Consider the following 26,496-nt stretch of genomic DNA (forward strand, 5'->3'; position numbering starts at 1 on the left):
CAGGGCCGGTCCCCCGGGTGCGGGGGCACTCCGCCGCGAACCTCCGTATAAAGGGGCCTGGGGGTGTCGGCAGGCGGAGGAGGGCCCCGGATGCGGTCGAGCGAGCGGAAGCGGTCCCGTCCGGCCCCGGAGAACCACGGCCCGGTCCGCTACGGTCCCCCGGCGCCCGACCCCGGTCTCCCCGTGCTGCCCGAGCTCGCGGGCGTCCTGGCCGCGTCGGCGTCCCGCCCCCGGCCCGAGCCCCCGGGGGGCGGGACGGCCCTGCGGGAGGCGGCCCGCACCTACTGGCGCAGGCGCGGTCTGCCGTGCGCCCCGCACGACGTCGCCGCCGCCCCGGGCGCCCAGCCCCTCCTGCTCGCACTCGTCGCCGCGCACGGCGGGGACGTGCTCATGCCCCGGCCCTGCCCCGCCTCCTGGATACCCCAGGCCCGACTCCTCGGCAGGCCCGCGTACCAGGTGCCGACCCCGGCGGAGTGCGGCGGAGTCCCCGATCCGTACGCGCTGCTGGAGACCGTGCGCCGCGTGCGTGCCGAGGGCGGAAGGCCCCGGCTGCTCCTGCTCTCGGTGGCCGACGACCCGACCGCGACCGTCGCACCGCCGGAGCTGGTCAGGGAGGCCTGCGAGGCCGCGGTCGCCGAGGGGCTGCACATCGTCAGCGACGAGACCTGGCGCGACACCCTGCACCGCCCCGAGGAAACCGTCGTGTTCAGCCCCGCCGAGATGTGCCCCGACGACGTCACCGTCCTCACCGATCTGGCCGGTTCGCTGACCCCGTCCGCCTGGCCGGCCGCCGTGGCGCGCTTCCCCGCCACCCGGCGCGCCGCCGCCCACCGGGCCCGGGTGCTCGACATCCTCACCGCCCTCGGCGCCCTCGTCGCGGAACCGGTCGCCCGTGCCGCCGCCCACGCGCTGGCCGAACCGGAGGCCGTCACCACCCGCAGCAGGCAGGCCGCCGCCCTCCACGCCCACGTCGCCTCCGCCGCCCACCGGGCCGTACTCGCCTCCGGCGCGCTGGCCAGGCCCCCGCAGGCGGGGCGCCACCTCTACGCCGACCTCGCCCCGCTCCGCACCCGGCTGACCGCCCTGGGTGTCACGGACTCCATGGAACTGGAGGAGTACCTCTCGGGCCGCCTCGGCGCGCCCGTCCCCGGCGGGCACCGGTTCGGGGACGAACTGGGCGCGCTCCGGGTGCGGCTGGGCACCGGGCCGCTGCTGGGCTCGACCCCTCAGGAGCAGACGGAGTCCCTCACTGCGGTGGAGCCCCTGGAATTGCCGCATGTCGCACGAGCCCTGAGCATCTTCGCAGGAGCCTTCGACGCACTCCGATGACGGGAGCCCCTCGATGACGGAACAGACCGAGCGCCCGCCCGCCGGTGCCGGCCCGGCACTCACCGGCCGTCCCGTCGACGCGCCCCGCCCGCTCGGTGAACTCCGAGCCTGGCCCCGCAGCTTCGCGGACCGGCTCACCGCCCCGCTCCCGGGTGTCAGGGGCATGACCCGCCTGGCCCGTGAGCGCGCCCTGCGGCCCAACACCGAAGGTCTCCGGGGCATCCACCGCCTGCCGTACGCCCCCGCCCCCCTGCCCGCCGCGGGCGAGGACACCCTGGCCGTCACCTGGGCCGGACACGCCAGCTGGATCGTCCGTGCCGGTGGGCTCACCGTCCTCACCGACCCCGTCTGGTCGCGCCGCATCCTCGGCACCCCGGCCAGGATCACCCCGGTAGGCGTCGCCTGGGAGGAACTGCCCCCGGTGGACGCGGTCCTCATCAGCCACAACCACTACGACCACCTGGACGCCCCCACACTCCGCAGGCTTCCCCGGGACACCCCGTTGTTCGTCCCCGCCGGGGTCGGACGCTGGTGCCGGCGCCGCCGTTTCACCTGCGTCACCGAACTCGACTGGTGGGAGTCGGTGGAACTGGACGGCGTCCGGTTCGACTTCGTGCCCTCCCACCACTGGTCCAAACGCACCCTGCTGGACACCTGCCGCTCCCTGTGGGGCGGCTGGGTGATCGGCGACCGGTGGGGGCGGCGGATCTACTTCGCCGGGGACACCGGCTACGGCCACTGGTTCCGGGAGATCGGCCACCGCTATCCCGGACTCGACCTCGCCATGCTCCCCATCGGGGCGTACGAGCCGCGCTGGTGGCTCTCGGACGTGCACACCGACCCCGAGGAAGCCGTGCAGGCCTACGAGGACCTGGGCGCCCGTGCGATGGCGCCGATGCACTGGGCGACGTTCCTGCTGTCCGCCGAACCCGTCCTCGAACCCCTGACCCGGCTCCGAACCGCCTGGCGCCGGGCCGGTCACCCGCGCGGGAGCCTGTGGGACCTGCCGGTCGGCGGCTCCCGCGTCCTGGGCGCCCGAGAGCCTGTCGGGTGACCCGCGAAGGAGCGGCCGCGCCCCGGTACGTACGCCCCCGCCTGGCGTAGGCCCGCGGCTCCGCCACGCGGGCTACCGGCGCCCGGGACCGCACCCGACGGACCGCGTCCGCCTCCCGCCCGCAGGCCGCCCGACGGGCCCGGGAGGCCGGATCAGTGCGCGAAGCACGTCCGCAGACGCCGCCAGAGCGCGGGTGTCCCGCTGATCAGCAGCGCCAGGAGGACCGCCGCGACCACCCCCTGCCAGGGTTCCGGGAAGAGCGAACCGCCCAGGATCCCGATCAGCTGATACGTCGCCGCCCACGCCAGACACGCGGGCACGTCACCCTGGGCGAACCGCCGCAGAGGCATCCGGCCGAGGAGACAGGCCAGCATCACCGGTATCCGCCCGGCCGGCACGAGCCGGGACAGCACCAGCACCGCCGTGCCGTGTTCCTCCAGCTTGTGCCGCGCCTGCGCGAGACGGTCCGGAGCGGCCCGGCGGGTGATGGCCTGCAGCCACTTAGAGCCGTTCGTCGACCGCACCCCGCGCTGCCCCAGCCAGTACAGGCACAGGTCGCCGAGGAACGCGGCGCCCGAGGCCACCCCGAACTCCACGAGCAGGGCGAACGGTGACATCCGGTGGAGCGCCACCACGGCGGCCGAACTCACCAGCGCCCCCGTCGGTATCACCGGCACCAGGGAACCCAGTGCCACGAGCAGGAACAGCGACGGATAGCCCACGGCCTGCTGGGTCGACTCCGTCGGCAGTTGCCGTACCCACTCCTGTATCACCTACGGGCCTCCGGTCTCACCTGTTCGCCGTGGCCCAGCAGGTGGACCGCCACCTCCGGTGCCACCCGCGCCGCGTGCCGGACGAACTCGTCGCCCGGCGCATGGAACTCGTGCGGCCGGACCGCGTCCATCCCGATCGGCCAGTACGTGCCGTAGTGCACCGGCACCGCCGAGCGCGGGGCCAGCAGCGCCAGCACCCGGGCGGCGCGCGCCGCGTCCAGATGGTGGTGGCCCAGGTACGGGCCCCAGCCGCCGACCGGGAGCAGGGCCACGTCCACCGGCCCGACCGCCTCGGCCATGCCGTCGAACAGCCCGGTGTCCCCGGCGAAGTACGTGCGCGTCCCGCCCTCGACCACGTACCCCAGGGCGGGGACCCGGTGGGGGCCCACAGGGAGGCGCCGGCCGTCGTGCAGGGCCGTGACGGCCCGGACCAGCACCCCGCCGACGCGCACCTCGTCGCCCGGGCCGACCTCGGCGATCCTCAGCCCCCGCACCCGGCGCAGCACCCGCAGGCCCGGTACCGCCCCGGGCGCGCCCCTGGGCACGATCAGCAGGCTGCCGGGAGCGAGACGGGCCAGGGAGGGCAGATGCAGGTGGTCGGAGTGGAGATGGGAGATCAGGACGGCGTCGGCGACCGCGGCCTCGGGAGGTGGCACGTCGCCCCTGCGGCGGCGCAGATGCGCGAACCGCCTCACGAACAGCGGGTCTGTCAGGAGTCTGGTCCCGGAGTCCTCGATCGTGCAGGTGGCATGGCCCCACCACGTGACCTCCACGGTCCCGCCTCCTCGCCCGTTCCGCCGCCGTCACCCGTACGCGTACGAGCGTAGGTGCTCCGCGCCCCCGGCACGCCGGTGCACTCCTTTCCGCCGGTTCCGGTGCGGGCACGCGTGGTCACGGAGGGCTATCGGCCCGGTATCGTCGGGCCCAGTGTCCGAACGCGGGGGGAGGGGCCATGGGGGACGTCGACGTCGACGGCGGCGTACGGGTGGCGGCCATCGCCAGTCTCACACCGCTGGAGGAGCTCGACGAGGACCCCTTCCTCGTCGACACCCGCGGCCAGCACGCCATGTGCGCACGCTGGGCCGCCGACCGGGGGTACGTGGTCACCCGGCAGTTGCGCGTCTACGCCCTGCGCACCGACCACCACGCCCTGTGGGCCGACGTCGACGAGGGAGAGGTCGAGCTCTTCCTGGCGCCCAACGACCGGGTGCTCGCCCGGGCCCTCCTCTCCGCGGCGGACTTCGCGGCGGAGTGCGAGCGGCGCGGCGTACGGCTGGAGCTCGCCGGGCTCGAGGAGCCCGCCTACACCGCGCGCGACAAGGCGGGTGTCCACCGCAGGCTGTCCATGCCCACCGCGGGGTACGACGGTTCCTGACCCCCGCCGGGCGCCGGGGGCGGCTGTGACAGGGTGGACGCGGGCCCACGACGACACCCGGGCCCGGACGTGAGGTGGACGGCGTGGTTGACGGGCGATGGCGTACGGCGGGAAGGACCCTCCTGCGCGTGGTCGCGGTGTGGGCGGTCTCCACGCTCACGATGCTGGCGCTCGCCGGGATCCTGCCCGACTTCCAGCTCCAGTCCGACGACGGTGACAGCGTCACGAGGACCGCGTTCACCGCGGCCTGGGGAGCGGGCGCCTTCGGTCTGCTCTCCGCAGTGGTGTGGCCCGTCCTCGTCAGGGCGCTGCTCGTCGTCCCCGCCCTGGTCCTCGGCGCCCTCGTCTTCTTCCTCAACGGTTCCCTGCTGCTGATAGCGCTGCGGCTCATCCCGGACGGACGCGGGGCCGCCGGCCCGGAGAACGCCGTCGTCGTGGCGGCCGTCATGTCCGCCGTCGCCTCGGCCACCTCCACCGCCCTCGCGGTCCGCGACGACGACGCCTACCGGCGGAGGCTCTCCCGCCTGGCAGACCGCCGCCGCCGGCGCGAGGGGACACCGGGAACCGCGGACGGCGGGCGCGGCGGACCGCCCGGAATCGTGTTCGTGCAGCTCGACGGCGTGGGTCACGACGTCCTCGTGCGGGCGGCCGAAGCCGGCATCATGCCGACCGTGGCGGCCCGGCTGTCCGACGGGGCGGGCCACCGGCTCACGCCGTGGACCACCGACTGGTCCAGCCAGACCGGCGCCAGTCAGCTCGGCATCCTGCACGGCACCACCTTCGACGTGCCCGCCTTCCGCTGGTACGAGAAGGAGACCGGCACCCTGATGGTCTCCAGCAGGCCGGCCAGCGCGCTGGAACTCCAGCGCCGGGCCGTCGCCCGCACCCACGACGGCGGCCTGCTCACCATGGACGGGGCGAGCCGGGGCAACCTCTTCAGCGGCGGCGCCGACCAGCTCGCCCTCGTCCTGTCGATGGCCGCCCGGCGCGGCAAGGGGCGGCGCTCGCGCGCCGGGTACTTCGCCTACTTCTCCGACCCGGCCAACGCCGTCCGCACGGCCGTGTCGTTCGTCGCCGAGGTGATCCGCGAGATCGGCCAGTCCACCGCGGCCCGGGCGAGGAGGGTGTCACCCCGGGTCAAACGCGGCGGGCTGTACCCCTTCATCAGGGCCTTCGCGACCGTCGTCGAACGTGACGTGGTGGTCTCCGCGGTGATCGGCGACATGTTCGCGGGGCGCACGGCTGTCTACGCCGACCTCGTGGCCTACGACGAGGTCGCGCACCACTCCGGCCCCCACAGCAGGGACGCCGAGAAGGTCCTGCGGCGCCTGGACCGCTCGCTGGGCCTCATCACGAAGGTCGCCGACCACACTCCCCGTACCTACCGGATCGTGCTGCTCTCCGACCACGGGCAGAGCCCGGGGGAGACCTTCGCCGGGCGCTACGGGCTCACCCTCGAGGACCTCGTACGGGCGGGCTGCGGGCTGCCCGTACCCCGCAGGGCACAGCGCACCCGCAGCGCCTCCGAGGCACGGGACGCCGTGCGGATCGCCCTGCACCGGCCCGTCGGCGACCGGGAGGCGGAACACCCCGCCACGCCGTCGGACCCGGTGGTGCTGGCCTCGGGCAACCTCGGGCTGCTGTCCTTCCCGGACATCGCGGGACGGGCCTCGCGCGAGGAGCTCGACCGCCGCCACCCCGCGCTGCTCAGCACCCTCGCCGGCCACCCGGGCATCGGCTTCCTGCTCGTGGGCAGCGAGCGGCACGGTTCCGTGGTGCTGGGGCGCGGCACCGAGGTCCCGGTGTCGGAACTGCGGGACGGGGAGGGCCCGCTCGCCGGCTACGGGCCGGGGGCGGCCGAGGCCGTGCGGCGCACCGACGGCTTCCCGCACGTCGCCGACGTCATGGTCAATTCGATGTACGACCCCGACACCGGATGCGTGCACGCCTTCGAGGAGCAGATCGGTTCGCACGGGGGGCTCGGGGGCGCGCAGTCCCGGCCCTTCCTGCTGTCGCCGCGCACGCTGACGGACCCGCTGGACGCCGTGGCTGCGGATGCCGCGTCCGGGACGCCGGCATCGGCCGGGCTGGTGGGTGCCGAGAGCGTGCACCGGGTGCTGGCGCGCTGGCTACGGGAGCTCTCCGGGCCCCAGGTACCGCTGCTGACCGAGGGCTACGGGAGCGCCGGGCCGGCGGACGAGCCCTTTCCGGGCGTTGCCGGGGGCAGTACCGGGCGGGAGGGCGCGGTGGCGCCGGGGGAGGACGCGCCGCCGGAGGGTGCTGTTCCGCCGGGCATGGGAGACGCCGCTCCGGGTGCGGGCGGCGCGGTGCCGTCGCCGGGCGGGAGCGATGCGGTGCCGGGTCAGGGTGCGGGTGCGGGCGGCGTCGGGCCGGGTGCCCGCGGCTGAGGGGCGACGCCTCATGCGGACGCGCGCCGCACCAGGGTCGGCGGGAAGACGGCGGACCGCGCGGGTCCGCCCGGTCCGCCGATCTGCTCCAGGAGGAGTCGGGCCATCTCCGCAGCCATCTCCTCCACGGGCTGCCGCACGGTCGTCAGGGGAGGATCACAGGCCACCGCCGCACTGCTGTCGTCGAAGCCGACGACAGCAACGTCCGAGGGCACCTCCCGGCCTGCCCGCAGCAGGACGGGCAGGGCTCCCAGCGCCATCAGGTCCGAGGCGACGAACACCGCGTCCAGGTCCGGCCGTTCCCGCAGCAGGTGCCGCATCGCCGAGGCCCCGCCCGCCTGGGTGAAGTCGCCCTCCGCGGTCACCACGTCCCGGACGCCGTGCCCGGTCAGCGCGTCCAGGAAGCCGGTCAGCCGTGCCCGCCCCGCAGGAACGTCCTGCGGCCCCGCGACCGTGCCGAAGCGGCGGCGCCCCAGGGAGACCAGATGGTCGGCGGCGAGCCGCGCCCCCGCACGCTGGTCGGCCTCCACACAGGTCAGCGGCGTGGGATCCCGCGGCCGGGCGGCCAGCACCGCCGGCAGCCGGGTCTCCCGGAGGAGGCCGGGCAACGGGTCCTCACCGTGCGACGAGATCAGCACCACCCCGTCGACGTGCCCCTGGCGCAGGTAGGAGAGCAGCTGGTTGCGGGAGGCCTCGTCGTCGGCCAGCATCAACACCATCTGGACGCCGGCCGGGCGCAGCACGTCGAGCAGTCCCGCGACCACGCGGCCGAAGTGCGGGTCGGAGAACATCCGGCCGACGAACGGCTCGGTTTCCGGGCGCCGTTCACGCTCGGACACCACGAGCGCGATCGAGTCGGTCCGCCGGGTCACCAGCGAGCGGGCCGCCCGGTTGGGGACGTAGCCCGTGGTGGCGACCGCCTCCTCCACGACCCGGCGCAGGGCCGGATCGACCGTCGGCGCGCCATTGATCACCCGGGAGACCGTGGCGCGGGAGACGCCCGCCACCGCGGCCACGTCCTCCAGGGTCGCCGGGCGCAGGGGCGGCGGCACGTCGACAGGCATGGAGTCTTTATACCGGTGCTCCGCGAGGTGCGTGGAAGGTTCCGGCACGTCAGCGCCCTGCCCTCCGGCCGGCGCCGGCGCCGGCCGGAGGCGTGCGGGGCAGGGGGCGTTGTCAGTGGTGGGCGGCAGGATGGTCGCCATGACGACGAACTCAGCTGTTGTGCTCGCCGACGCCGCCGCCTACGCCGCCGCGGTGGACCAGGCGACGCAGGCCGCCGCCGCGTACTACGCCACGGGCGAGAGCACCCTCGACGACGACGCGTACGACCGGCTGGCGCGGGCCATCGCCGCCTACGAGCAGGAGCACCCCCAGGACACGCTGGCCGCCTCCCCGACGGGGAAGGTCGCGGGCGGGGCCGCGGTGGGGGACGTGCCGCACACGGTGCCGATGCTGTCGCTGGACAACGTCTTCTCCGCCGAGCAGTTCGTCACCTGGACCGCCTCCGTCGAGCGCCGGATCGGCAGACCCGTCACGATCTGGAGCGTGGAGCCCAAGCTCGACGGTCTGGCCGTCGCCGCGCGCTACCGCCGGGGGCGCCTCGAACAGCTGATCACCCGCGGTGACGGGACGGCCGGGGAGGACGTCTCGCACGCCATCGGTACGGTGACGGGACTTCCCGGGCAGCTGAGCATTCCGGCCACCCTGGAGGTGCGCGGCGAGATTCTCATGACCGACGAGCAGTTCGAGCAGGCCAACACGGTGCGTACGCAGCACGGCGGCGCCCCCTTCGCCAACCCGCGCAACGGTGCGGCGGGCACCCTGCGCGCCAAGGACCGGCCCTACCGCGTCGAGATGACCTTCTTCGCCTACGGTGCCCTCGCCCTGCCCGATTCCGGCGAGCTGACCGCCACCCTGGCCGAACTCCCGCACAGCGAGGCCCTGGAGTACGTCGCCGGGCTCGGTGTCCACACCGCGGCGGACACCGCTGTGGCGCCGCGCACCGTCTCCACGGCCGAGGAGGTGCAGGCCCGTGTCGAGGAGATCGCCGCGTTGCGCGCCTCGCTGCCCTTCGGGATCGACGGCATCGTGATCAAGGCGGACCTCGCGGCCGACCAGGCCGACGCGGGTTCCGGCACACGGGCACCCCGCTGGGCCATCGCGTACAAACTCCCGGCCGTGGAGAAGGTCACCCGGCTCCTGGACGTCGAGTGGAACGTCGGCAGGACGGGCATCATCGCACCGCGCGCCGTGCTGGAGCCCGTGGAGATAGACGGATCCACCGTCGGTTACGCGACGCTGCACAACCCGGCCGACATCACGCGCCGCGATCTGCGCCTGGGCGACCAGGTGATGGTCTACAAGGCGGGCGACATCATCCCCCGTATCGAGGCGCCCGTCGTGCACCTGCGGACCGGGGCCGAGAAGCCGATCGAGTTCCCGGAGTCCTGCCCCCGGTGCGGCTCGGAGATCGACACGAGCGAGCAGCGCTGGCGCTGCACCCGGGGCCGCGACTGCCGCCTGGTCGCCTCCGTCTCGTATGCTGCGGGCCGCGACCAGCTGGACATCGAGGGCCTCGGCGGCACCAGGGTCGTCCAACTCGTCGAGGCGGGCCTCGTCCGGGACTTCGCCGACCTCTTCACCCTGGAGCGGGAGCAGTTGCTCTCCCTGGAGCGGATGGGGGAGACCTCCACAGACAACCTGCTCGCGGCCATCCGGACGGCCCGCGAGCGCCCGCTCTCCCGCGTCTTCTGCGCCCTCGGCGTACGCGGCACCGGACGGTCCATGTCACGGCGTATCGCCCGCTACTTCGCGACGATGGACCGGATCGTCGCCGCTGACACCGAGACGCTGCAGCAGGTCGACGGCATCGGCAAGGAGAAGGCGGCGGGGGTCGTCACGGAGCTGGCCGAACTGGCCCCGCTGATCGCCAAGCTGGTGGCGGCCGGGGTCAACATGACGGAGCCCGGTGCCACTCCGCCGCCGGTGGCCGGGGCCGAGCGCGAGGACGGCGAGGACACCGCCGGGGAGCGGACGGCAGGGCTGCCCCTGGACGGCATGACCGTGGTCGTCACCGGCGCCATGACCGGCGCCCTGGAGAAGCTTTCGCGCAACGAGATGAACGAACTCATCGAGCGCGCCGGCGGGAAGGCCTCCTCCAGCGTCTCCAAGCGCACGAGTCTGCTGGTCGCCGGGGAGAAGGCCGGATCCAAGCGGACCAAGGCCGAGGACCTGGGCGTCACGATCACCGCGCCGGACGCGTTCGCGGAGCTGATCTCCGCCTACCTGACTCCCCAGGTGTGACCGGGACGGGCGGCCGGGGGGTGAGGGGCAGCGAAGAACCGGCCGGCGCCACGCCGGGACCGAACCTTGGAATCGTCGAGGGAGTGGCTTTCCTATGCCCGATATTGCATAGTGAGGGTTCGGTCATGCCTCGCTATCAGCGGGTCATTGAGTGGTGAACGGCCGCGACGGCGGGCCGGGGCGAGGGGCTATGCGTTCTCTGCGTGACGGACAGCGGCGCAGCCGGCCCGTTCACCCGGTGCGGGGCGGACACACCGGTGAGGCGCGCCACCACGGGACGCCGCGCGGACTTGCCATCGACCTGGGCAGCTCGGCGGCCCGTGCCTGGGTCCCCGGCCGAGGGCTCGTCGCCGGCTCCCCCTGGGACGACGGCACCGGCAGGCCGGTCCGGCGCGGCCGCATCGTCGATCCGGAAGCCTGCGGCAGACTGCTCCGGCACCTCGCCGACAGCACACTGGGCGAGGACCGCCACGGCAGCGTGATCGTCCTCAGCCACCCGGTCCTGGCCGGGCCGGAACACCGCGGCCTCGCGAGACAACTCCTCGCCGCGCTCGGCCCGTCCGGCGTGGTGGTCCTCAACAGCGCCCGGGCAGCCGCGGCGAGTGCCGGGCCCGGGTCCGGAGGACCGCTGCTCGTGGTCGACATGGGCGCCGAGCTGACCGAGGTCACTCTGCTCGTCGACGGGATGGTCGCCGACGCCCGTCAGGCCGAGACGGGCCTGAGCGATCTCGAACCGGCCGCGCTGCCCACCGAACTCGTCCGGAACGTGCTCGATATGATCATGGACATGTGGCGGCAGGACAAGCACGGAGCGGTACGCGGCGCGCTGCGCCGGGGCCCCGTGCTCACCGGAGGGGGCGCGCTGCGCCCCGATGTCACCCACCGCATCGCGGGACGTCTCGGTGTCCGGGTGCACCTCGGCGAGGACCCGTCGACCGCCGTCGTACGGGGCGCCGGGCTGATCCTGGACGCCGTGCTGCACTCCGCCGGTGCGCGCACGGTGTCCGCCCTCCTCGGCCGGCCGAGGTGAGCCCCCTCCCGGGGGCACCCCGGGGGAACGCGCCCCCACGGGGGCGGCCGGACACACCGCGGCACCGGGTGCGCGACGTCCTCGCGACGTTGCTGCTCGCCGTCCTCACCGTCGTGGGCGGCGCACCCGCCGCCGCGGACGCCGTGCCCCCGCCGCGGGTGTTCACCGGGCACACGCCCGCATCTGTCACCTCTCCCGCCCCTGCCCCGGCACCGGCGACGGACGCCGTCCGGCGCGCCGAGGGCTCCGGCGTGCAGGCCCTCCCCGCCATCGCCCCACCGACCCCCTCGGTCTCCGCGCCACCGCGCCCTCCGGGTCTTCTGCCGGAGGCAGGCGTGCCCGAGGCGGCCCGGGTGGACGGTGCCGGGTGGTGGGCGGAGGCCGTTCCCGTTCCCGCCCCCCGGGCGGGTGCCGGCCGCCCGCACGCGCCGCACCACTTCCCCCCGCCCGCCCATGGCGCGCTGCCGCCCCGCACGCCCGGCCTGCTCGTACCGACCACCGTCCACCGGGGGCCGGCGGGCGCCGCCGTCCTCGTACCCGGCCGCACCGGGGCGGCGCTGCCCGGTGTGCGCGGTCCTCCCGGGTGCGGGGCCGGTCAGCCGGCCCCGCACCGGTCCTGCTCCACAGACCCGTCGTCCCGCGTCCTCTGAGAGGAGGGCGGACGGCGCCCTCCCGGAGGAATCCCCATGACTCGCGCCACCACGGTGCGGGCGGTTCTGGCTGCCGCCGTACTGCTCGTCTCCGTGTTCATCACGTTGACCATGTCACCCAGACTCGGCCTGGACCTCCAAGGGGGCACCCGCATGGTGCTCCAGGCCAAGGACTCGGACACCGCGAAGGCGGACCGGGCCGCCACCGACCGCACCCTCGAGGTGCTCCGCCGGCGCATCGACTCGCTCGGTGTCGCCGAACCGACCCTGACCCGTTCCGGTGAGGACCGGATCATCGTCGAACTGCCCGACGTACAGGACCCGCGCGAGGCCGCCGACGTCCTCGGCAGGACCGCTCAGCTCACCTTCCACGCGGTCCGGGGACCGGGGACGGAGCAGAAGCCGGAAGGGGCCACGGAGAAGGACGGACCGACACTCCCCGACGAACAGGGCGGTCTGCTCTCCCTGGGCCCGGTGGCCCTCTCCGGCGCGGGTGTGAAGGACGCCTCGGCGACCTTCGACGCCCAGCAGGGCGCGGGATGGACCGTCTCGCTCGACTTCCACAAGGACGCCGGCAAGAAGTGGACGGCGCTGACCGGGGAAGCCGCCTGCAGCCCGGCCGGTGACGAACGGCGCCGGGTCGCGATCGTCCTCGACGGCAAGGTCATCTCCTCGCCCCAGGTCGATCCGTCGATCGGCTGCAAGGCCGGCCTGCCCTCCGGGTCCACCCAGATCACCGGCTCCTTCAGCGCCGAGGAAGCCCGCGATCTCGCCCTTCTCATCGAGGGGGGTGCCCTCCCCGTACCCGTGGAGATCGTCGAGCAGCGGACCGTGGGCCCGACACTGGGTGCCGCCGCCATCGACGCCAGTGCCAGGGCCGCCCTCATCGGCGCCGCGGCCACCGCCCTCTTCATCACTTTCATGTACCGGCTCTTCGGCGGTCTCGCCGCCCTCGCCCTGGCCGCGTACGGGGTGATCTCCTACGCCGCGCTCGTCGTCCTCGGTGTCACCCTGACCCTGCCCGGCCTCGCCGGGTTCGTCCTCGCGATCGGTATGGCGGTCGATGCGAACGTCCTCGTGTTCGAACGGGCCCGCGAGGAGAGCGCGGCCCACCCCCAGCGGTCGCTGCGCTCCGCGCTGACCGCCGGGTTCCGCAACGCCTGGAGTGCGGTCGCCGACTCCAACGTCACCACCCTCATCGCCGCCGGCCTGCTCTTCTTCCTCGGTTCCGGACCGGTCAAGGGCTTCGGTGTGACCCTCGCCATCGGTGTCCTCGCCTCGATGTTCTCGGCGCTGGTCATCGCCCGCGCGCTCACCGAGACGGCGACGTACTCCCGCTTCGTACGCGACTACCGGGGCGTCAACGGCATCGCCCGGCCGGGACGCATCCGTACCTGGCTGACCGCGAGGGATCCGCAGCTGTTCCGGTCGCCGCGCCGCTGGCTGCTGGTCTCGGCCGCCCTCGTCGCCGTCGCCGTCCTGGGCATCGCCCTGCGCGGAGTCAACCTGGGGGTGGAGTTCACCGGGGGCCGGCTCGTCGAGTACTCCACCAGCCGCCCCGTGGACGTCGACACGGCCCGTGAGACCATCGCCGCCGCCGGATTCGGCGACGCGGAGGTCACCACCGCGGGTGAGAGCGACCTTTCCGTACGGACCGGGAAACTGGACAACGACGGGGAGCACGCCCTGCGGTCCGCCCTCGCCGCGGAAGGCGGTGAGACCACCAAGGTGCGCGACGAGCTGATCGGGCCCAGCCTCGGCGACGAGCTGCGGCGCAACGCCCTGATCGCGCTGGCCGTCGCCGTGTTCGTCCAACTCGCCTACCTGGCGGCCCGGTTCCGGTGGACGTTCGCCGTGGCCTCGGTCGGGGCGCTGGTCCACGACGTCGTCATCCTGGTCGGCGCGTTCGCCTGGCTCGGGCGCCCCGTCGACGGGATCTTCCTGGCCGCCCTGCTCACCGTCATCGGTTACTCCGTCAACGACTCGGTCGTCGTCTTCGACCGCGTACGGGAACTGTGGGCCAGGAGCCCGCGCACCCCCGTCGCCGACGTGGCCAACCGCGCCGTACTGCAGACCGTGCCGCGCACCGTCAACACCGGCATGGGCGCCCTGTTCATCCTGATCGCCCTCGCGGTGCTGGGCGGCGACTCGCTCGCCGACTTCGCCCTGGCCCTGCTCATCGGTATCTGCGTGGGCACGTACTCCTCGGTCATGACCGCCGTCCCGGGTGCGCTCGTCCTGGAGAGGAGCCGCAAGGCCCCGCCCCCGGCCCGGAAACGGGGGCCGCGGCGTGCGCCCGGGTCCCCGCGGGCGCCCCGGGACCCGCTCGACAACGGCGCGCGCGTGTAGCGCGCCCCGGTCTCCGGGCCGGCCGGGACCCCGGCCGGCCCGGGGCGGACCGTCCGCCGCGGGGTGGTGGGCCGCCGGGCCCCGCCCGTCACGGCATGAGCGTGTGCAGGTGCTCCGCGGTGGCCCGGTCGGCCGGAAGGAACGTCTCGATGGCCAGCTCCGCCACGGTGACGTCCATCGGCGTGTTGAAGGTCGCGATGGACGAGAGGAAGGAGAGCTCACGCCCGCGGTGGGCGATCCGCAGGGGCAGCGCGAGCGAGGGCAGCCCCCCGCCCGCTCCGGTGGCCGGCCGGTCCTGCGGCGGGCCGGGGGCGGGGTAGGCCGCCACCTCGTCGTAGAGGGAGCGCAGTTCGGGGGAGCGGTGCAGGGCGATCTGCCGTTCCATCTGCGCGAGCAGATCGGCGCGCCACTCCGGCAGGTTGAGGATGCGCGGGGCCAGGCCCCCGGGATGCAGCGTGATCCGCATGGCGTTCAGCGGCGGGGTGAGAAGCTCCGGCGACACGCCTTCCAGCAGCAGCCGCATCCCCTGGTTCGCGGCCACCACGGTGTAGGTGGCGTCGACGACCAGGGCCGGATAGGGCTCGTACCCCTGCAGCAGGCGCTCCAGCGCCGCGCGTACGGCGTCCATCGCCGGATCGTCGAGTGCCGTCTCCCCGAAGCGGGGCGCGTAACCGGCCACCACCAGCAGCGCGTTGCGTTCCCGGACCGGGATGTCCAGGTGCTCGGCCAGCCGCAGGATCATCTCCTCGCTGGGGCGCGCACGGCCCGTCTCGACGAACGAGATGTGCCGGGCCGAGGAGTCCGCGCGCAGGGCCAGTTCCAGCTGGCTGATCCGTCGTTGCTCCCGCCAGCCGCGCAGCAGCGGCCCTACCCCCGTGTCGAGCGCGACAGTCGTCATACGGAGACCGTAGCGTCACGGGCACCGCTGTTCACACCGACCCAGACAGGAGCCGCCTGATGGCCGCTGAACCGCTGTCCGCGCACGACATCGAGACCGCGCTGCGCGACCTGCCCGGCTGGCAGGTGGAGGGGGACCGGATCACCCGGACCTACCGGCTCCCCTCGCACTTCGCCGCGGCCGCGCTGACCGTCCACGTCGCGCGGATCCAGGACGAGATCGACCACCACTCCGACCTGACGCTGGGGTACAACACCGTGCGCCTGGCGGTGAACTCGCACGACGCGGGGGGCAAGGTGACGAGCAAGGACCTGGGGCTCGCCGGCCGGGTGGAGGCGATCGCCGCCGGGCACGGCGCCGAGTAAGGGCTGTCCCGCACTTCCCGGCGGGCGCGCGACGACAGCTACGGCACCTCGCCGCGTTGTCGGGACGGCCCCGTACATCCCGTATGCGGACGTCCCTCCGCCGTGCGATGCCCCGCATCCGACGCCGTGCGCCGATCCACCGGGAAGAGCGGGACAGCCTCAGCCAAGCACCCCCGTGACGTCGGACTGCGGGCGATCGGCTGCCCGGGGACGTGGCTGTCGCACCGCCTCCGCGTACGCGGAAAGGGTGCACCCGCCCCGCCCTCGCCACGGCCTCGGTGGCGGGGAACCGCGGTCGTCCGCCGGGCAGGTGGCATCGGACGGGTGGTGGCGGTGAGCCCCCGCCGCACGGGGAGGACGGGCTCACCCGGGGCGGAGGCTCCGTGCCGCGCCCGTCAGGCGCCGGCGTCGAACGTGGCCGGGTCGGCGCCGATGCGCTTGCCCTCGTCGAGGGCCGCGAACGCGGCCAGGTCGTCGGCGTCCAGCTCGAACCCGAACACGTCCAGGTTCTCCACGATCCGTGACGGCGTCACGGACTTCGGGATCGCGACATGCCCGGTCTGCAGGTGCCAGCGCAGCACCACCTGGGCCGGGGTCCGGCCGTGCTTGTGGGCGATCGCCCCGACGGTCGGGCCGCCCAGCCCCTTGCCCTGCCCCAGCGGCGACCAGGCCTCGGTGACGATGCCGTGCCGGGCGTGGAAGGCACGGGCCTCCGCCTGCTGGAACTGCGGGTGCAGCTCGATCTGGTTGACCGCGGGGACGATGGACGTCTCGCCCATCAGCCGCTCCAGATGAGAGGGCAGGAAGTTCGACACACCGATGGACTTCGCCCGGCCGTCGGCGTGGATCCTCTCGAGGGCCTTGTACGTGTCGACGTAGGCGTCCTTGACCGGCAGCGGCCAGTGGATGAGGTAGAGGTCGACGTAGTCCAGGCCCAGCTTGTCCAGCGAGGCGTCGAAGGCGCGCAGCGTGGAGTCGAAGCCCTGGTCGGCGTTCCACAGCTTGGTGGTGACGAACAGTTCCCCGCGCGGCACACCGGAGGCGGCGACGGCCTTGCCGGTGCCCGCCTCGTTCCCGTAGATCGCGGCGGTGTCGATGCTCCGGTACCCGGACTCGATGGCCGTGGTCACGGCCGTCGTCGCCTCGTCGTCCGGCACCTGCCAGACACCGAAGCCGAGCTGCGGCATCTCGAGGCCGTTGTTCAGGGTGATGGAGGGGACCTTGCTCACGAGCGGTCGATCCTTACGTCGTCGGTTGCTACTCCCCACGCCAACGATCGGCGAAGCCCGCACATTCCCGCCCACGGGCAGGTTCCGGATAGGAGGCGGGAACCCTCCTGCGCCGTCCGCGAAGACGCCGGGTACTCAGCGGTAGAGCGCGTCGATCTCGGCGGCGTACGCCGTCTCGATCGCCTTCCGCTTCAGTTTCAGCGACGGTGTGAGCAGCCCGTGCTCCTCCGTGAACGGGTGGGCCAGGATACGGAACGTCCGGATGGACTCGGCCTGCGAGACGGCCGTGTTCGCGGCCACCACCGCCCGGCGCACCTCCATCTCCAGATCGGGGTCGCGCACCAGGGCCGCGGCTCGCATCGGCGTCCTGCCCTGCATGATCAGCCAGTGGTCGACCGACTCCTGATCGACGGTGACGAGCGCGGAGATGTACGGCCGGTCGTTGCCCACGACGACGCACTGCGCCACCAGCGGATGCGCGCGCACCCGTTCCTCCAGTGCGGCCGGGGACACGCTCTTGCCGCCGGACGTCACCAGGATCTCCTTCTTGCGCCCCGTGATCGTCAGGTACCCGTCCTCGTCGAGGGAGCCCAGGTCACCGGTGGCCAGCCAGCCGTCCCGCAGCACGGCGGCGGTGGCCTCGGGGTCGCCCAGGTATCCGGAGAAGACGTTCGCGCCGTGCACCCAGACCTCCCCGTCCTGCGCGATGTGCACGGTCGAACCCGGGATCGGCCGGCCCACGGTGCCGTAGCGGGTGCGCTCGGGCGGATTGGCCGTCGCCGCGGCGGTCGTCTCGGTGAGGCCGTACCCCTCGTAGACCGCGACGCCCGCCCCGGCGAAGAACAGGCCGAGCCGCCGTTCCATGCCGGAACCGCCCGACATCGCGTGCCGCACCCGGCCGCCCATCGCGTCGCGGACCTTCTTGTAGACCAGCTTGTCGAAGAACTGGTGCTGCATGCGCAGCCCCGCGGAAGGACCGGGCCCGGTACCGAAGGACCGCTCCTCCAGCGCCTCCGCGTACTTCACCGCGATGTCGACGGCCTTGTCGAACGGTCCCGCGCGGCCCTCCGCCTCGGCCCTGCGCCGCGCGCCGTCGAAGACCTTCTCGAAGATGTACGGCACCGCCAGGATGAACGTGGGCCGGAAGGTCACCAGATCCGGCATCAGCGCCCTCGCCGACAGCTCCGGCTGGTGGCCGAGCTTGACCCGGCCCCGCAGCGCCGCGATCTCCACCATGCGGCCGAAGACATGGGCCAGCGGCAGGAAGAGCAGCGTGGCGGCCTCCTCGCCCGGCTTGGCGTGGAACACCGGGTGCCAGCGGCCGACCATGGTGTCGGCTTCGAACATGAAGTGGGCGTGCGTGATCACGCAGCCCTTTGGGCGGCCGGTGGTGCCCGAGGTGTAGATGACGGTCGCCACCGACTCGGGTGTCACCGCGCGCCGGTGCCGGTGCACCACCTCGTCGTCGATCGGGGCCCCCGCCTCGACGAGCTCGGACACGGCGTCCGCGTCCAGTTGCCAGAGCCGTTCGAGCTGCGGCAGCCGGTCGATGACCGAGCCGATCGTCATCGCGTGGTCCTCGTGCTCGACCATGACGGCCGAGACCTGGGCGTCGTGCAGCATCCACAGGACCTGTTCGGCCGACGACGTCGGGTAGACCGGCACCGACTGGGCGCCCACCGTCCACAGCGCGAAGTCGAAGAGCGTCCATTCGTAGCGCGTACGGGACATGAGGGCGACCCGGTCGCCGAACCTGACGCCGTGCGCGATCAGCCCCTTGGCGAGGGCCAGGACCTCGTCGCGGAAGGTGGCGGCGGAGACGTCCCGCCACTGTCCGTCCGCGTCCTTGCGGCCCAGGGCGACCCGGTGCGGATCGTCCTCGGCGTGGTCGAAGACGGCATCGGCGAGACCACCGACGTGAGGGGCGGCGGCCAGGGGTGGGACAGTGAACTCGCGCAATGACCTGCTCCTTGTGGCGCTCCGCACAGCGCCGCGACGCTACCCCACGTGGGGCGGCCGCGGGAGGGTCCGAAGTCTCCGGAAAACATCACATCCGCACAGGCCGGCCACGGAATACCGGCCCAGATGGGCAAGGCCCGGGCACGGTTCTGACTTTCGGGTAAGTAAGCGGCGCCGGAATCTCCACCGAATCTGTACGCGGCTCTTACCCCTGCCCACGCTCCGGGGGCGGGGACCCGGTGGTCCCGCGGTGCAGCCGGTCGGCGCCGGCGAGGACGGCCGCCGCCAGAGCGTCGGCCGCCTCTTTCGCGGCGTCCCCGCGCCTCCCGTGCAGGAGGACGAAGTCCACGTCACCGAGGTCGGGCAGCCCCGCCCTGGCGGACACCGGGACGAGCCCGGGAGGGATGAGCCCCCGGGTGTGCGCCATCACGCCCAGTCCGGCGCGGGCCGCCGCCACGAGGCCGCTCAGGCTCGTACTCGTGCACGCGAACCGCCAGGACCGGCCGTGCTCCTCCAGCACGTCCAGGGCACGGGCCCGGGTGATGCCGGGAGGCGGGAAGGCGATCAACGGCAGTGGACGTTCCGGATCGACGTGCAGCCGCGGGGCCCCGATCCAGACCAGCGCGTCCCGCCACACCAGCTCGCCGTGCGTGTCCCCGCTCCGCCGCTTGGCCAGCAACAGATCGAGTCGGCCCGCCGCGAGGCGCCGGTGCAGCGTGCCGGACAGCTCCACGGTCAGTTCCAGGTCGACCTCGGGGTGCTCGCGCCGGAAGGACTCCAGGATCTCCGGCAACCGGGTCAGGACGAAGTCCTCGGAGGCCCCGAAGCGCAGTCGCCCGCGCAGCCGCGTCCCGGCGAAGAACGCCGCCGCCCGCTCCTGGGCCTGCAGGATCGTGCGGGCGAACCCGAGCATGGCCTCGCCGTCCTCCGTGAGGTCCACCCGGTGCGTGTCCCGGCTGAACAGCTGCCGGCCCGCCTCGGCCTCCAGGCGGCGCACGTGCTGGCTGACCGTGGACTGCCGGACGCCGAGGCGGCGCGCGGCCTGGGTGAAGCTCAGCGTCTGGGCCACGGCGAGGAAGGTACGGAGCTGGACCGGGTCGTACACGGGTGCAGGCTATCCCGCGCCGGCGCGCTCATCACGTTTCGCGATGGCAGTCAGAGCGGTGTACCGGATTCCCGATCGCCTCCCTCAGGAGCACGATGGGCAGGGCATGGACCACGCCGCGAGCAGGGCACGACCCGCCGAGGGCAAGGGCACGACCCCGCCGAGAGAGCACGGAGCACATGAGCCGCCGCATCACCCGCCGCATCCCGAAGCCGCCGTCCTGGCTGCCGGTCGACCCGTACCTCCTGGCGCTGATCGGTACGGTGGTGCTCGCCGCCCTGCTGCCCGCCTCCGGCGCCGGTGCCGACCTGGCCGGCGGCGCGTCCACCGGGGCGGTCGGCCTCCTCTTCCTCCTGTACGGGGCACGCCTGTCCACCGCCGAGGCACTGGACGGGCTGAAGCACTGGCGGCTCCACCTCACCGTTGTGGCCTGCACCTTCGTGGCGTTCCCCCTCCTGGGTCTCGCGAGCCGGGGGCTCGTCCCGTACGTGTTGACCCCGCAGCTCCAGGACGGCTTCCTCTTCCTCTGTCTGGTCCCCTCGACGATCCAGTCGTCGATCGCCTTCACCTCGATCGCCCGAGGCAACGTCCCTGCGGCGATCTGCGCCGGCTCCTTCTCCAGCCTCGCCGGCATCCTGCTCACCCCTCTGCTGGCCGCACTCCTGCTCGGGGGCAGTGCGGGAGGCTTCTCGGCGGACGCGCTGGTGAAGATCGTCCTCCAGCTGCTGGCACCCTTCCTCGCCGGGCAGCTGCTGCGCCGCTGGGTGGGCGGCTTCGTCGCCCGGCACCGCAAGGCCCTGGGGTACGTGGACCGCGGTTCGATCCTGCTCGTCGTCTACACGGCGTTCAGCGAGGGCATGGTCGCCGGCGTGTGGCACCAGGTCACCCCGCTCCGCCTCGGCGCGCTCCTCGCCGCCGAGGCCGTACTGCTCGCCCTCATGCTCGCGCTGAGCTGGTACGGGGCGAAGCGGCTCGGCTTCGGGCGGGGAGACCGGATCGCCATCCAGTTCGCCGGATCGAAGAAGAGCCTCGCGGCGGGGCTCCCCATGGCCAGCGTCCTGTTCGGCGCCCACGCGAGCCTCGCGGTGCTGCCGCTCATGCTCTTCCACCAGATGCAGCTGATGGTCTGCGCGGTGATCGCCAAGCGCCGCTCCCGCGACCCCCTGCCGGCTGCCCCGGCCCGGGGCGCCCCGGCGGAGGCGCTGAGCTGAGCGGTGCGGTGCGGGCCGGGTGAGGAACCGTCGGGTGCGCCCGGATCTCCGGCCACCTGCCCCACTGGGCTCCCCGGACCGTTCGTCCGTCGGTACCGGGCCGCCCGGAGGGCCGTCACACAGTCGGCGGATCGGCACACATCAGGGCACCGCCCGCGAGGCAGCCGCGCCGACGGCGGGAGAAGCGTGGAGGGGGCGGGAGAGGCGGCCGTGAAGGGGGGCGGCGGTGGTCGGATGCGTACCTCCACGTGCCGTCGCGGGGTTTACGCCTCTGCGTCGGTCAGGAAGAAAGCTGACGGTGAGCGGCCCCGCTTTCCCGTACGGCAGGTGCGGCGCCCTCATGTCGGTACGGGCAGGGCTGTCGTGACCCGCGTCTTCCGAAGGAGTTGCCCGATGGGCCCCACACAGATCAACGGAGTCCCCGCACATCCCTTTCTCGTCCACTTCGTGGTGGTGCTGGTGCCGCTTGCCGCGCTGGCTGTGGTGGCGTGTGCGTTGTTCCCGCAGGTGATGCGGAGATTCGGTCTCGCCCTGCCCGTTCTGGCGCTGGTGGCTCTCATCGCGGTCCCTCTCGCCACCAACGCGGGGGAGTGGCTGCAGGAACGTGTGGACGAGAACGCTCGCGTGGAACAGCACACGGAGATGGGTGAGGATCTCCTGCCCTGGGCTGTGGGCCTGTTCGTCGTGGCCACAGCACTCTGGGCGGCCTACCGCTGGGCGTTCCTGCCCTCCGCCGTGGGTGCCGAGGGGCGGCGCGGCACGGGCAGGAAGCCCAGCCCGTGGTGGCGGGTCGCCGCGATCGTGCTCTCGCTCGTCGTGGCAGGTGGAGCGGTCGTGCAGGTCTACCGCATCGGCGACTCGGGTGCGAAGGCGACATGGGGGGCCGGCGGGTCCTCTCGGCCCGGCGTCCCGGCTGTCACGAACGCGTGACGGCCGGGAACCGCGATGCGGACGCCCTCGACCGTCCCTGCCGTGCCCGGGAGAGCGACGCCGAGGCCGCCGCTTGGAGCCGGCCTTTGCGTGTCCGTTGCGAGCAGTACGATAAAAAAAGCGTCCATATGGCTAAAAACGGACATTGGAGGTGGGTTGACGGTGGAACCCGATCGCATCGATCGCATCGTTGCCGTGCTGCGCGCGCGGGGTGTCATGGCCCACCGTGCCGACGAGGGTGTGGACGAGTTCGGAATCCGTGTCGTCATCCCTGACGGCAGCGAGGCGCTGTGGTCGGTGGGCGCGGGCGGGCTCGATGCCCAGGTGCTGCGCGACGGCGTCCTCATGGGCTTCGTCCCACACATTCCGGACTCCGAGATGTTCACCGAGTCGCAGACGGTCGAAGCGATCGCCGCTACGCGTTACTCCGAAGAGGCGCTGCATCCCGCAAGCCGCCTGGATCCGGAGGCGGGCCCGGAAGGCGAGGGTACGTAACCCCGCAGTGCGCCGGGGCGTGCCGCACGGGTACCACCGCAGTGCGGAGCGCGTCCGCGTGAACCGGGGGACGGTCAGGTGGCGACCGGCGTTGCGTACCCCGGGGGTGGCGGTGATGCGCGGCGGCCCGCTCCCGCCGGAGCCCGGCGATCACGGGACCACCGTCAGCACGATCTTGCCCTGGATGTGCCCCTGCGCGGCTCGCGCGTGTGCGCTGCCCGCCTCGGGCAGCGGGTACGTACTGTCCACCCCGACCCGGAGCGTCCCCTCGTCGAACAGGCGTCCGATCTCGGCAAGCTGGGGGCCGTGGGACCGCACCTGGATGGTGGAGACCGTGACGCCCAGACGCGCCGTCTCTTCCGGGTCGTACCGGGCGAAGAACACCGGAAGCAGGGTGCCACCGCGCTTGAGCACGGCGAGGAAGCGTGAGCTGTCCGGGCCGCCGACGGTGTCGATCACCAGGTCGACATCGCAGACCACGTCCGCGGCCCGCGTCCTGGTGTAGTCGATGAACTCGTCGGCACCGAGCGTGCGCAGAAACCGTTCATGCCGGCCCGAGGCCACCGCGATGACGTGTGCCCCCTTCCATTTCGCCAGCTGCACCGCGAAGTGACCCACTCCACCGGCGGCCCCGTTGACCAGCACGGTCATCCCCGGCGTGATCGGCACCGGCCGGTGGAGCTGCCCGGTGAAGGGGGACGGCACCTCGTGGCCACGTTCGACGAGGTACTGCCAGGCCGTGAGCACGGCCATCGGCGCGCCCGCCGCCCGCACGTGGTCGACACCGGCAGGCTTCGGCGCCAGGTCCGAAGCAGGCGCGGCCACGTACTCGGCGTACGTCCGGCCGTCGAACCCGGGGAACCGCAGCATGCCGAAGACCTCGTCGCCCACGGCGAACGCGGTCACGTCCGGAGCGACCGCCCGGACCACGCCCGACATGTCCGTCCCGGGGGTCAGGGGGTACTCCAGCGTGGGCCTCAGCTCGGCCGGCATGACCTTCATCCCCTCACGCAGGTACCAGTCCGGCGGGTTGATGCCCGCCGCGTGCACCCGGACGAGCACCTCGCCCGGACCGATCTCGGGCATCGGCACCTCCTCGTACCGCAGCACTTCCGGCCCGCCCGCTTCGTGGAACTGGATCGCCTTCATCGCCTCTTGCTCGCTTTCCCGGGGAAACGTTGTTCCTCCAGTCAAGGCTCGCGACGGCACCGCCGTCCAAGACCGGTCCGGCAACCCGATCATTCCGAAACGGCATGATGCGTACCCTGGAACGGTGAACGATTCCGGACAGGACCTGGAACTGCGGCTGGTGCGCTACTTCACCGCGGTGGCGGCGCACCAGCACTTCGGCCGGGCCGCCGCCGACCTGCACGTGGCCCAGCCGGCGCTGAGCCGCCAGATCCAGCGGCTCGAGAAGTACCTCGGCGCACGACTGCTGGACCGCGTGCCCCAGGGCGCCCGGCTCACCCCGGCCGGCCAGGCGTTCCTCCCCCGGGCGCAAGCCCTGCTGCAGGCCGCCCGCCAGGCCGAACTGGCCGTGCGTGAACAAGCCGAGACCGGACGAATCACCCTCGGCTACGTCGAAGACCTGGTGATCACCGACGTCGTGCGGGAACTGCGCCGCCTCCACCCGGACGCCGAGATCGCCACCCGGCACCTGAGCTGCCGCGACGTCGGGGCCCTGTCCGACACGCGCGTCGACGCCCTGATCGCGAGGGCGCCGCTGCCGCTCGCCGACGACGTGTCCACCGTCCCGCTGTACGAGGAGCCCCGGGTGCTCGTGGTCCCGCGCGGTCACCCCCTGGCCGAGCGCGCCTCGGTGACCGCGGAGGAACTGGCCGGCGAGGAGGCGGCACCCTGCCCGCTCGAGACCTCGGACTGGACTTCCTATCGACTGCTCGGAGCCGGGGTGCCGCCGATCGAGAGCTACGAGGACAAGCTCGAACTCGTCGCGAGCGGCCGGGCGATCGCCGTGCTACCGGTCGGCGACCGGCGTAGCTCCCTGCGTCCCGACCTGGTCACCGTGCCGGTCGAGGGCGCTCCTCCCAGCCAGGTCGTGCTGGTCAGCCGCACGGGCGACGCCAATCCGATGATCGGGAGTCTCCGGCGGGCGGCCGAGTCCGTCCTGGCCGCCCCGGCAGCCTGACCGGGAACCGGCCCACTCCTCCGGCGCCGCAGCGCGGTGCACCACGTGGTGCTCGCGCGCGCCCTGGTCACCGGGTGCCGTCCTCCTCCCCGCGTGCGCGCGGCGCAGCCCGTACGCCGCCGAGTCCGAGGCCGGTGCGGCTGCGGGCGTTGGCCTCGGCGACGCGGGCGCTGAGCAGCTCGGCCGGGCGGGCCGGGCGCACGCGTGCCGGGTCCGCGTCCCACTCGCGGCCGCCGCCGAGCGGGCGGAGCTGGACGTACGGGCCCTCATGGCCCGTCACCAGCCCCACCCGGCCGCTGCCCTCGTCGTGCACGGCCACCCCGAGAGGGGGCACACCGTCACCGGCCACCTGCCGCCCCGACCTTGATCACGGCAGCCAGGGCGTGCGCCACAGCGGCGGAACAGACGCCGAGATGGACCAAGGCGTACCGGGCCGCCCGTCCCTCGTCACCGCCGTCCGTGTCCGGCCAGGGGGTACGCACATGCATCGCGGGCAACTGGACACCGGCTTCGCCCAGTGCGGCCGCGAGGGCGTCCCGCGCGTCGACGGCCTCCTGGATCCCGGCCGTTGCCGGGTGCCCCGACCGGCGCGTCCTGCGGGGCAGCGGCGGCTTCTGCGACGGTGACGTCATGGCGACTTCCTTCGGTTGGTCCTGCACGGGTTCTCCTGCGGCGGCCCCCACGCCTGTGACTACGGTGGGTGAGGGCTGCGCTACGAGAGTGGCCCGGCCGGGAGCGCGACACACCGAGGGCGGGATGTGCTTCCCCGGCAGGTGAGTCACGTTCCACACGTTCCACGGAGGGCACGATGCCGACGAGGCGGGCGGTCACGGGCCGCAGCAGGGAACCACGCGCACGGTTCGCGGAGGAGTTGCGGCTGCTGCGCACCTCGCGCGGCGACAGTCTGCGGCAGCTGGGCGAACGGCTGGGCTGGGAATGGTCGTTGTTCGGGAAGATGGAGAAGGGCGAGACGGTCGGCGGCCCGGAGGTCGTGCAGGCGCTCGACCAGTACTACGGGACGCCGGGGCTGCTGCTGGCTCTGTGGGAGCTGGCGGTCAGCGACCAGACGCAGTTCAAGGAGCGGTACCGGCGGTACATGGCTCTGGAGGCGGAGGCCACGAGCCTGTGGCACTTCGCGGTGAGCGTGCTGCCGGGGCTGCTGCAGACGCCTGGGTACGCCCGGGAAGTCCTGGCGGCGGGCGGAATCAAGGGGAAGGAGTTGGATCAGCAGGTTGCGGCTCGGACAGGGCGGCGCGAACTGCTGCTGGGTGACGATTCGCCACCGTTCCGCACGATCGTGTCCGAGGCGGTCCTTCGCACGCAGCTGCACGACCTCGGGGAGTGGCAAGGGCAGTTGGAGTATCTGGGGGAGATGGCCGAGCGAGGCCGGGTGACGGTCCAAGTGCTGCCGTTCCGTGCGGGGCCGCATGGTTTGGACAGCACCGATGTCTGGTTCCTGCGCCTGCCGGGTGGGCGTACCGTGGCCTACACGGAGAATGCCTACAGGGGTGAACTCATCGAGGCGGATGGGCCGGTCGAACGACTGCAACGGGCCTACGATGCGGTACGAGACCTGGCCTTGTCCCCGGCCGAGTCGCGGAAGTTCATCCTGCGTATGTTGGAGGAATCACCTTGAGGTCCCTTGACCTGAGCGCCGTCAACTGGCGCAAGAGCTCCTACAGCAACTCGGACGGCGGTGCCTGCATCGAGGTGTCCGACGACGTCGCCGCCCTTGTCCCCGTACGCGACAGCAAGAACCCGCAGGGCCCCGCGCTCACGTTCTCGGTGGACGGCTGGGCTTCCTTCGTGGCCGCCGTGAAGGGCGAGGCGTTCGAGGGCTGAGCGCCGACCGCACGCAACGGCTCCTCGCCGACCGTGACCGGT

The 26,496-nt window shown here is 73.2% G+C and carries 25 protein-coding genes; 15 read left to right on the plus strand and 10 right to left on the minus strand.

From position 1 onward, the window contains the following. Window positions 1-90 precede the first annotated feature (90 nt). A complete protein-coding gene (locus tag BA175_RS03105; protein WP_069169637.1) occupies window positions 91-1,329 on the plus strand; it encodes an aminotransferase class I/II-fold pyridoxal phosphate-dependent enzyme in 1,239 nt (412 codons plus the stop codon). Between the two features lie 13 nt (window positions 1,330-1,342). Then, on the plus strand, window positions 1,343-2,383 hold the full coding sequence (locus BA175_RS03110; RefSeq protein WP_217493207.1) for an MBL fold metallo-hydrolase: 1,041 nt from the start codon (window positions 1,343-1,345) through the stop codon (window positions 2,381-2,383). A gap of 152 nt (window positions 2,384-2,535) precedes the next feature. Here BA175_RS03110 and BA175_RS03115 read toward each other — a convergent pair whose 3' ends face one another. Both BA175_RS03115 and BA175_RS03120 read right to left on the minus strand, forming a co-directional pair. Further along, window positions 2,536-3,156: a DedA family protein gene (locus BA175_RS03115; protein WP_069169639.1), complete on the minus strand. Its 621-nt coding sequence runs from the start codon at window positions 3,154-3,156 to the stop codon at window positions 2,536-2,538. Next, a complete protein-coding gene (locus BA175_RS03120) occupies window positions 3,153-3,929 on the minus strand; it encodes an MBL fold metallo-hydrolase (RefSeq protein ID WP_069169640.1) in 777 nt (258 codons plus the stop codon). The genes BA175_RS03115 and BA175_RS03120 overlap by 4 nt, the downstream gene beginning before the upstream one ends. A gap of 179 nt (window positions 3,930-4,108) precedes the next feature. On the opposite strand from BA175_RS03120, the gene BA175_RS03125 reads away from it, so the two are divergent. Further along, complete coding sequence (locus tag BA175_RS03125) at window positions 4,109-4,531, plus strand: hypothetical protein (protein WP_069169641.1); 423 nt, start codon at window positions 4,109-4,111, stop codon at window positions 4,529-4,531. Between the two features lie 83 nt (window positions 4,532-4,614). Further along, window positions 4,615-6,939: a phage holin family protein gene (locus BA175_RS03130; protein ID WP_217493208.1), complete on the plus strand. Its 2,325-nt coding sequence runs from the start codon at window positions 4,615-4,617 to the stop codon at window positions 6,937-6,939. Window positions 6,940-6,950: 11 nt separating this feature from the next. Here the strand turns inward: BA175_RS03130 and BA175_RS03135 are convergent, their stop codons facing one another. Next, entirely contained in the window at window positions 6,951-8,003 is a 1,053-nt protein-coding gene (locus BA175_RS03135; protein WP_069169642.1) for a LacI family DNA-binding transcriptional regulator, read from the minus strand. A gap of 139 nt (window positions 8,004-8,142) precedes the next feature. On the opposite strand from BA175_RS03135, the gene ligA reads away from it, so the two are divergent. The 4 genes from ligA (at window position 8,143) to secD (ending at window position 14,274) form a co-directional block, all read left to right on the plus strand. Beyond that, window positions 8,143-10,245 (plus strand): NAD-dependent DNA ligase LigA, encoded by a 2,103-nt coding sequence (gene ligA, locus BA175_RS03140; RefSeq protein ID WP_069169643.1) that lies wholly within the window; start codon window positions 8,143-8,145, stop codon window positions 10,243-10,245. 190 nt (window positions 10,246-10,435) lie between these two features. After that, on the plus strand, window positions 10,436-11,275 hold the full coding sequence (locus BA175_RS03145) for a rod shape-determining protein (RefSeq protein WP_069169644.1): 840 nt from the start codon (window positions 10,436-10,438) through the stop codon (window positions 11,273-11,275). Between the two features lie 68 nt (window positions 11,276-11,343). After that, on the plus strand, window positions 11,344-11,925 hold the full coding sequence (locus tag BA175_RS03150) for a hypothetical protein (protein ID WP_069169645.1): 582 nt from the start codon (window positions 11,344-11,346) through the stop codon (window positions 11,923-11,925). 36 nt (window positions 11,926-11,961) lie between these two features. Further along, on the plus strand, window positions 11,962-14,274 hold the full coding sequence (gene secD / locus BA175_RS03155; RefSeq protein ID WP_069169646.1) for a protein translocase subunit SecD: 2,313 nt from the start codon (window positions 11,962-11,964) through the stop codon (window positions 14,272-14,274). Window positions 14,275-14,362: 88 nt separating this feature from the next. Here the strand turns inward: secD and BA175_RS03160 are convergent, their stop codons facing one another. Next, complete coding sequence (locus tag BA175_RS03160; RefSeq protein ID WP_069169647.1) at window positions 14,363-15,172, minus strand: helix-turn-helix domain-containing protein; 810 nt, start codon at window positions 15,170-15,172, stop codon at window positions 14,363-14,365. A gap of 59 nt (window positions 15,173-15,231) precedes the next feature. Between BA175_RS03160 and BA175_RS03165 the strand changes: the two genes are divergently transcribed. After that, window positions 15,232-15,537 (plus strand): 4a-hydroxytetrahydrobiopterin dehydratase, encoded by a 306-nt coding sequence (locus BA175_RS03165; RefSeq protein WP_069169648.1) that lies wholly within the window; start codon window positions 15,232-15,234, stop codon window positions 15,535-15,537. A 395-nt stretch (window positions 15,538-15,932) separates the two neighbouring features. On the opposite strand, the gene BA175_RS03170 is transcribed toward BA175_RS03165, so the two are convergent. The 3 genes from BA175_RS03170 to BA175_RS03180 form a co-directional block, all read right to left on the minus strand. Continuing rightward, the gene (locus tag BA175_RS03170; protein ID WP_069169649.1) at window positions 15,933-16,766 is read right to left on the minus strand and encodes an aldo/keto reductase; all 834 of its coding nucleotides are present in this window, start codon (window positions 16,764-16,766) and stop codon (window positions 15,933-15,935) included. Window positions 16,767-16,901: 135 nt separating this feature from the next. Then, window positions 16,902-18,701 carry an AMP-dependent synthetase/ligase gene (locus BA175_RS03175; protein ID WP_069170305.1) on the minus strand — a complete coding sequence of 600 codons (1,800 nt, stop codon included), beginning with the start codon at window positions 18,699-18,701 and terminating at the stop codon, window positions 16,902-16,904. A 229-nt stretch (window positions 18,702-18,930) separates the two neighbouring features. Beyond that, window positions 18,931-19,830 carry a LysR substrate-binding domain-containing protein gene (locus tag BA175_RS03180; protein ID WP_069169650.1) on the minus strand — a complete coding sequence of 300 codons (900 nt, stop codon included), beginning with the start codon at window positions 19,828-19,830 and terminating at the stop codon, window positions 18,931-18,933. 179 nt (window positions 19,831-20,009) lie between these two features. On the opposite strand from BA175_RS03180, the gene BA175_RS03185 reads away from it, so the two are divergent. From BA175_RS03185 to BA175_RS03195, 3 genes are all read left to right on the plus strand, one after another. Next, entirely contained in the window at window positions 20,010-21,041 is a 1,032-nt protein-coding gene (locus tag BA175_RS03185) for a bile acid:sodium symporter family protein (protein WP_069169651.1), read from the plus strand. Between the two features lie 393 nt (window positions 21,042-21,434). After that, window positions 21,435-21,971 carry a DUF2231 domain-containing protein gene (locus BA175_RS03190; protein WP_069169652.1) on the plus strand — a complete coding sequence of 179 codons (537 nt, stop codon included), beginning with the start codon at window positions 21,435-21,437 and terminating at the stop codon, window positions 21,969-21,971. A gap of 162 nt (window positions 21,972-22,133) precedes the next feature. Further along, window positions 22,134-22,466 (plus strand): hypothetical protein, encoded by a 333-nt coding sequence (locus BA175_RS03195; protein WP_069169653.1) that lies wholly within the window; start codon window positions 22,134-22,136, stop codon window positions 22,464-22,466. A gap of 150 nt (window positions 22,467-22,616) precedes the next feature. On the opposite strand, the gene BA175_RS03200 is transcribed toward BA175_RS03195, so the two are convergent. Further along, window positions 22,617-23,615 (minus strand): NADP-dependent oxidoreductase, encoded by a 999-nt coding sequence (locus tag BA175_RS03200; RefSeq protein ID WP_069169654.1) that lies wholly within the window; start codon window positions 23,613-23,615, stop codon window positions 22,617-22,619. Between the two features lie 124 nt (window positions 23,616-23,739). On the opposite strand from BA175_RS03200, the gene BA175_RS03205 reads away from it, so the two are divergent. After that, the gene (locus tag BA175_RS03205; RefSeq protein ID WP_069169655.1) at window positions 23,740-24,612 is read left to right on the plus strand and encodes a LysR family transcriptional regulator; all 873 of its coding nucleotides are present in this window, start codon (window positions 23,740-23,742) and stop codon (window positions 24,610-24,612) included. A 67-nt stretch (window positions 24,613-24,679) separates the two neighbouring features. On the opposite strand, the gene BA175_RS03210 is transcribed toward BA175_RS03205, so the two are convergent. Together BA175_RS03210 and BA175_RS03215 are read right to left on the minus strand one after the other, a co-directional pair. Next, on the minus strand, window positions 24,680-24,961 hold the full coding sequence (locus BA175_RS03210) for a hypothetical protein (protein WP_069169656.1): 282 nt from the start codon (window positions 24,959-24,961) through the stop codon (window positions 24,680-24,682). Continuing rightward, window positions 24,951-25,244 (minus strand): hypothetical protein, encoded by a 294-nt coding sequence (locus BA175_RS03215; RefSeq protein WP_069170306.1) that lies wholly within the window; start codon window positions 25,242-25,244, stop codon window positions 24,951-24,953. Before BA175_RS03215 ends, BA175_RS03210 begins: the two co-directional genes overlap by 11 nt. A gap of 176 nt (window positions 25,245-25,420) precedes the next feature. On the opposite strand from BA175_RS03215, the gene BA175_RS03220 reads away from it, so the two are divergent. Beyond that, the gene (locus tag BA175_RS03220; protein WP_069169657.1) at window positions 25,421-26,248 is read left to right on the plus strand and encodes a helix-turn-helix domain-containing protein; all 828 of its coding nucleotides are present in this window, start codon (window positions 25,421-25,423) and stop codon (window positions 26,246-26,248) included. Then, entirely contained in the window at window positions 26,245-26,454 is a 210-nt protein-coding gene (locus BA175_RS03225; protein WP_069169658.1) for a DUF397 domain-containing protein, read from the plus strand. Before BA175_RS03220 ends, BA175_RS03225 begins: the two co-directional genes overlap by 4 nt. The last annotated feature ends 42 nt before the right edge of the window (window positions 26,455-26,496 follow it).

This window comes from Streptomyces griseus (assembly GCF_001715295.1).
GTDB classification, from domain to species: Bacteria; Actinomycetota; Actinomycetes; order Streptomycetales; family Streptomycetaceae; genus Streptomyces; species Streptomyces griseus_G.

What these genes read in the sequence shown, in the direction of transcription:
- BA175_RS03220 (WP_069169657.1), top strand. Translation starts at nt 25,421, where the DNA reads ATGCCGACGAGGCGGGCGGTCACGGGCCGCAGCAGGGAACCACGCGCA.
- BA175_RS03165 (WP_069169648.1), top strand. Translation starts at nt 15,232, where the DNA reads ATGGCCGCTGAACCGCTGTCCGCGCACGACATCGAGACCGCGCTGCGC.
- BA175_RS03110 (WP_217493207.1), top strand. Translation starts at nt 1,343, where the DNA reads ATGACGGAACAGACCGAGCGCCCGCCCGCCGGTGCCGGCCCGGCACTC.
- BA175_RS03200 (WP_069169654.1), bottom strand. Translation starts at nt 23,615, where the DNA reads ATGAAGGCGATCCAGTTCCACGAAGCGGGCGGGCCGGAAGTGCTGCGG.
- BA175_RS03190 (WP_069169652.1), top strand. Translation starts at nt 21,435, where the DNA reads ATGGGCCCCACACAGATCAACGGAGTCCCCGCACATCCCTTTCTCGTC.
- BA175_RS03105 (WP_069169637.1), top strand. Translation starts at nt 91, where the DNA reads ATGCGGTCGAGCGAGCGGAAGCGGTCCCGTCCGGCCCCGGAGAACCAC.
- BA175_RS03160 (WP_069169647.1), bottom strand. Translation starts at nt 15,172, where the DNA reads ATGACGACTGTCGCGCTCGACACGGGGGTAGGGCCGCTGCTGCGCGGC.
- BA175_RS03185 (WP_069169651.1), top strand. Translation starts at nt 20,010, where the DNA reads ATGAGCCGCCGCATCACCCGCCGCATCCCGAAGCCGCCGTCCTGGCTG.
- BA175_RS03145 (WP_069169644.1), top strand. Translation starts at nt 10,436, where the DNA reads ATGCGTTCTCTGCGTGACGGACAGCGGCGCAGCCGGCCCGTTCACCCG.
- BA175_RS03215 (WP_069170306.1), bottom strand. Translation starts at nt 25,244, where the DNA reads ATGACGTCACCGTCGCAGAAGCCGCCGCTGCCCCGCAGGACGCGCCGG.
- BA175_RS03135 (WP_069169642.1), bottom strand. Translation starts at nt 8,003, where the DNA reads ATGCCTGTCGACGTGCCGCCGCCCCTGCGCCCGGCGACCCTGGAGGAC.
- ligA (WP_069169643.1), top strand. Translation starts at nt 8,143, where the DNA reads ATGACGACGAACTCAGCTGTTGTGCTCGCCGACGCCGCCGCCTACGCC.
- secD (WP_069169646.1), top strand. Translation starts at nt 11,962, where the DNA reads ATGACTCGCGCCACCACGGTGCGGGCGGTTCTGGCTGCCGCCGTACTG.
- BA175_RS03125 (WP_069169641.1), top strand. Translation starts at nt 4,109, where the DNA reads ATGGGGGACGTCGACGTCGACGGCGGCGTACGGGTGGCGGCCATCGCC.